The following is a 3,943-nucleotide window of genomic DNA, read 5'->3' on the forward strand; positions in this document are numbered from 1 at the left end:
GCGGTCACCGCGGGCCCGCCGGCGACGCGGGTCCTCGTCGTCGTCGGCCCCGAGGGCGGGGTCTCCGACGCCGAACTCGACGCACTGACCGCGGCAGGCGCCCGGCCCGTCGTCCTGGGCCCGGAGGTGCTCCGCACCTCCACCGCCGCCACCGTGGCGCTCGCCGCACTCGGCGTTCTCACACCGAGATGGTCGCCCGCGGGGTCTACACTCGATCCAACCTCACCATGACACGGGAAGTGATCCACGTAAGCACCGCAGGAAACGACAGCGCCACCGGGAACGACAGCGCCACCGGGAACGACCGGGATCCCGCCACGGCCACCGACACCGGTGGCGTCCGACGCGACACCGGCGACTCCTCCGCCCGCACGGCCGTCCAACTGGAACCGGACCTGGCGATGGCGGTGCTCGGCACCGCCGACGCCAACCTCCGCGCACTCGAGGACCTGCTCGACGCGGACCTGCACGTGCGGGGTGGCACCATGACCATCTCGGGCGATCCGCCCCACGTGGACCGTGCCTCCCGGGTCGTGTCCGACCTGCTGCGGCAGGCCCGCAGGGGAGTGGAGATCACCCCCGCCTCGGTGCGGCGCTCGGTGGAGATCCTCGCCGACTCGGGGCCGCTCACGCCCGAGGAGGTGCTCGGCACCGACGTCCTGTCCCGCCGCGGCGGCATGATCCGGCCCAAGACCCTCGGCCAGAAGCGGTATGTCGACGCCATCGACGACCACACGATCGTGTTCGGACTGGGCCCGGCCGGCACCGGCAAGACCTACCTCGCCATGGCCAAGGCCGTCGCCGCGCTCCGCGCCAAGGAGGTCAGCCGCATCATCCTCACCCGGCCCGCGGTCGAGGCCGGTGAACGCCTGGGCTACCTGCCCGGCACCCTGCACGAGAAGATCGACCCGTACCTGCGGCCGCTGTACGACTCGCTGCACGACATGATGGACCCCGAGGCCATCCCGAAGCTCATGTCGGCCGGGGTGATCGAGGTGGCGCCGCTGGCGTACATGCGTGGGCGGACCCTCAACGACTCGTTCATCATCCTCGACGAGGCGCAGAACACCACGCCCGAGCAGATGAAGATGTTCCTGACGAGGCTCGGCTTCGGCTCGAAAATCGTCGTGACCGGGGACATCACGCAGATCGACCTCCCCGGCGGCCAGCGCTCGGGACTGAAGGTCGTCCGCGACATCCTCACCGGGGTCGACGACATCCACTTCTCCGAACTCACCTCCCGCGACGTTATCCGCCACGCGCTGGTCGGGCGGATCGTCGACGCCTACGCCAAGCACGAAGCGCGCCTCGAACGAGGCGAGCGACCCACCATCCACAAGAACAGGGAGCAGCGCCGCCGATGAGCATCGAGGTCGCCAACGAGTCGGGCGTGGAGGTCGACGAGGCAGAACTCATCGACGTGGCCGCGTTCGTGATCGCCCGGATGGACGTCCACCCGGCCGCCGAACTGTCGATCACCCTCGTCGACAAGGACACGATGGCCGATCTCCACGTGACGTGGATGAACCTGCCCGGCCCCACCGACGTCATGAGCTTCCCCATGGACGAGCTCACGCCCGGAGGCCGCCCCGACCTGCCCGAACCCGGACCGGCCATGCTCGGCGACATCGTCCTGTGCCCGGCGTTCGCCGCCGACCAGGCCGCCAGCTCCGGCCATCCCCTCGCGCACGAGCTCGCGCTGCTCACCGTCCACGGGTGCCTGCACCTGCTGGGGTACGACCACGCGGAGCCCGCCGAGGAGCGGGAGATGTTCGGCCTCCAGAACGAACTGCTGGGCGAGTGGTACGACCACCGAGACGAGTCCCCGAGAGTGGACGCCTGAGACGTGGACACCACCATCCTCACGGCCATCGCGGCCGTGGTGCTCATCCCCGTCGCCGGACTGTTCGCCGCCCTCGACGCCGCCCTGAGCACGGTCTCGGTGGCCCGCGTCGAGGAGATGGCCAAGGAGAACCGTCACGGCGCGACGCGGCTGTCGAAGATGCTCGCCACCCGGCCGCGGTACATCAACGTCACCGTCCTGCTCCACATGCTGAGCCTGGTGGCCGCGGCGGTGTTGTTCACCGTCGTGTTCAACGACCTCATCGACTCCACGGGCTGGGCGCTGGCCGTCGCCGTCGTGGTGACCACCGTCGCCGCCTACATCGTGGCCGGGGTCGGACCCCGCACCCTCGGCCGACAACACGCCTACTCTCTCGCCCTGGGCGCCGCGACCCCGCTGACCGTGACCGGGTTCGTCCTGGGCCCCGTCGCCACCCTGCTCGTCGGCCTGGGCAACGCCGTCACCCCCGGCGGCGGTTTCCGCAACGGACCGTTCGCCTCCGAGATCGAGCTGCTCGAGATCGTCGACATGGCCCGCGAGCGCGGGGTCGTGGCCGACGACGAGTCCCGCATGATCCAGTCGGTGTTCGAACTCGGCGACACCACCGCGCGCGAGGTGATGACCCCGCGCACCGAGATGGTGTGGATCGAGTCGGACAAGACGGTCGGTCAGGCCGCGCGACTCACCGTGAAGTCCGGGTACTCGCGTATCCCGGTGGTCGACGGGGACAACTCCGACGACGTGGTGGGCGTCGTCTACCTGCGCGACATCGTCGCCCGGCTCGACGACCCGGACGGGCGCGCCGCCCCGGTGGCCGACGTGATGCGCCCCGCGGTGTTCGTGCCCGACGCCAAGCGGATCGACGACCTGCTGAGCGAGATGCAGCGGGACCACAACCACCTGGCGATCCTCGTCGACGAGTACGGCGGGACCGCCGGGCTGGTCTCCATCGAGGACATCCTCGAGGAGATCGTCGGGGAGATCGTCGACGAGTACGACACCACCGAGGTGCCGCCCGTCGAGGACCTCGGCGACGGACGCTACCGCCTGTCCGCCCGGCTCGGGCTGGACGAGGTGGCCGAGCTGTTGGGCGTCGAGTTCGCCGACGAGGTGACCGAGGAGGTCGAGACCCTGGGCGGGCTCCTCGCCCTGGAGCTCGGGCGCGTCCCGCTGCCCGGCGCGCACGTCGTGTCCACCGGGCTCGACCTGCGCGCCGAGGGCGGCCACGACCGGCGCGGACGGGTCAAGGTGGTCACCGTGGTGGCCGAGCGGACCGAGAAGAACGACGACAACGACGACGACCCCCAGCGCGAGGACAACCGATGAGCACTCCCGAGAACTTCCGTAGCGGGTTCGTCAGCTTCGTGGGCCGACCCAACACGGGCAAGTCCACCCTGACCAACGCGCTCGTGGGGGAGAAGATCGCCATCACCTCCTCGCGGCCGCAGACCACACGGCACGCGATCCGCGGGATCGTGCACCGGCCGGACGCCCAGATCATCCTGGTCGACACCCCCGGACTGCACCGCCCCCGCACCCTGCTCGGCGAGCGGCTCAACGCGCTGGTCGAGGACACCTACTCCGATGTCGACCTCATCGGCCTGTGCATCCCCGCCGGGGAGCGCATCGGCCCCGGGGACCGCTGGATCCTCGAGCAGGTCCGCAAGCTGTGCCCCACCACGCCGGTGCTCGGGCTGGTGACCAAGATCGACACCGTCTCCAAGAAGAAGGTCATGGAGCAGCTCGTGGCCGTATCGAAGTTCCTCGGACCGGACTCGGAGGTCGTCCCGGTGTCGGCCGCGTCCGGCGAGCAGGTCGACGTGGTGGCCGACGTCATCGCCACCCTGCTGCCCGAGGGGCCCCAGTTCTACCCCGACGACATCATCACCGAGGAGTCCGACGAGAGCCGCATGGCCGAGCTCATCCGCGAGGCGGCCCTCGAGGGCGTCCGCGACGAGCTGCCCCACTCGATCGCCGTGTCGATCGAGGAGATCCTGCCGCACGAGGGCCGCGACGACATGGTGGACGTCCACGCCACCGTCTACGTGGAACGGCAGAGCCAGAAGTCGATCGTCCTGGGCAAGGGCGGTTCGCGGATGC

General features: G+C 70.2%; 5 protein-coding genes. All 5 read left to right on the plus strand.

Going from position 1 to position 3,943, the window contains the following annotated elements:
• On the plus strand, nt 1–231 hold a 231-nt coding region (locus G6024_RS12630), incomplete at its 5' end, for an RsmE family RNA methyltransferase (protein ID WP_159148853.1).
• The gene (locus G6024_RS12635; protein WP_235027894.1) at nt 228–1,364 is read left to right on the plus strand and encodes a PhoH family protein; all 1,137 of its coding nucleotides are present in this window, start codon (nt 228–230) and stop codon (nt 1,362–1,364) included. The genes G6024_RS12630 and G6024_RS12635, both read left to right, overlap by 4 nt.
• Nucleotides 1,361–1,843 carry an rRNA maturation RNase YbeY gene (gene ybeY / locus G6024_RS12640; protein WP_007626431.1) on the plus strand — a complete coding sequence of 161 codons (483 nt, stop codon included), beginning with the start codon at nt 1,361–1,363 and terminating at the stop codon, nt 1,841–1,843. The genes G6024_RS12635 and ybeY overlap by 4 nt, the downstream gene beginning before the upstream one ends.
• Before the next feature lie 3 nt (nt 1,844–1,846).
• Nucleotides 1,847–3,169 (plus strand): hemolysin family protein, encoded by a 1,323-nt coding sequence (locus tag G6024_RS12645; RefSeq protein WP_159148854.1) that lies wholly within the window; start codon nt 1,847–1,849, stop codon nt 3,167–3,169.
• Nucleotides 3,166–3,943, plus strand: a 778-nt coding sequence (gene era, locus G6024_RS12650; RefSeq protein ID WP_159148855.1) for a GTPase Era, incomplete at its 3' end; no start/stop codon positions are given. The genes G6024_RS12645 and era, both read left to right, overlap by 4 nt.

It is taken from the genome of Dietzia maris (assembly GCF_014144855.1).
Taxonomy (GTDB): domain Bacteria; phylum Actinomycetota; class Actinomycetes; order Mycobacteriales; family Mycobacteriaceae; genus Dietzia; species Dietzia kunjamensis.

Excerpts from the sequence above, each read along its gene's own strand:
- G6024_RS12635 (WP_235027894.1), top strand. The coding sequence starts at position 228 with ATGACACGGGAAGTGATCCACGTAAGCACCGCAGGAAACGACAGCGCC.
- ybeY (WP_007626431.1), top strand. The coding sequence starts at position 1,361 with ATGAGCATCGAGGTCGCCAACGAGTCGGGCGTGGAGGTCGACGAGGCA.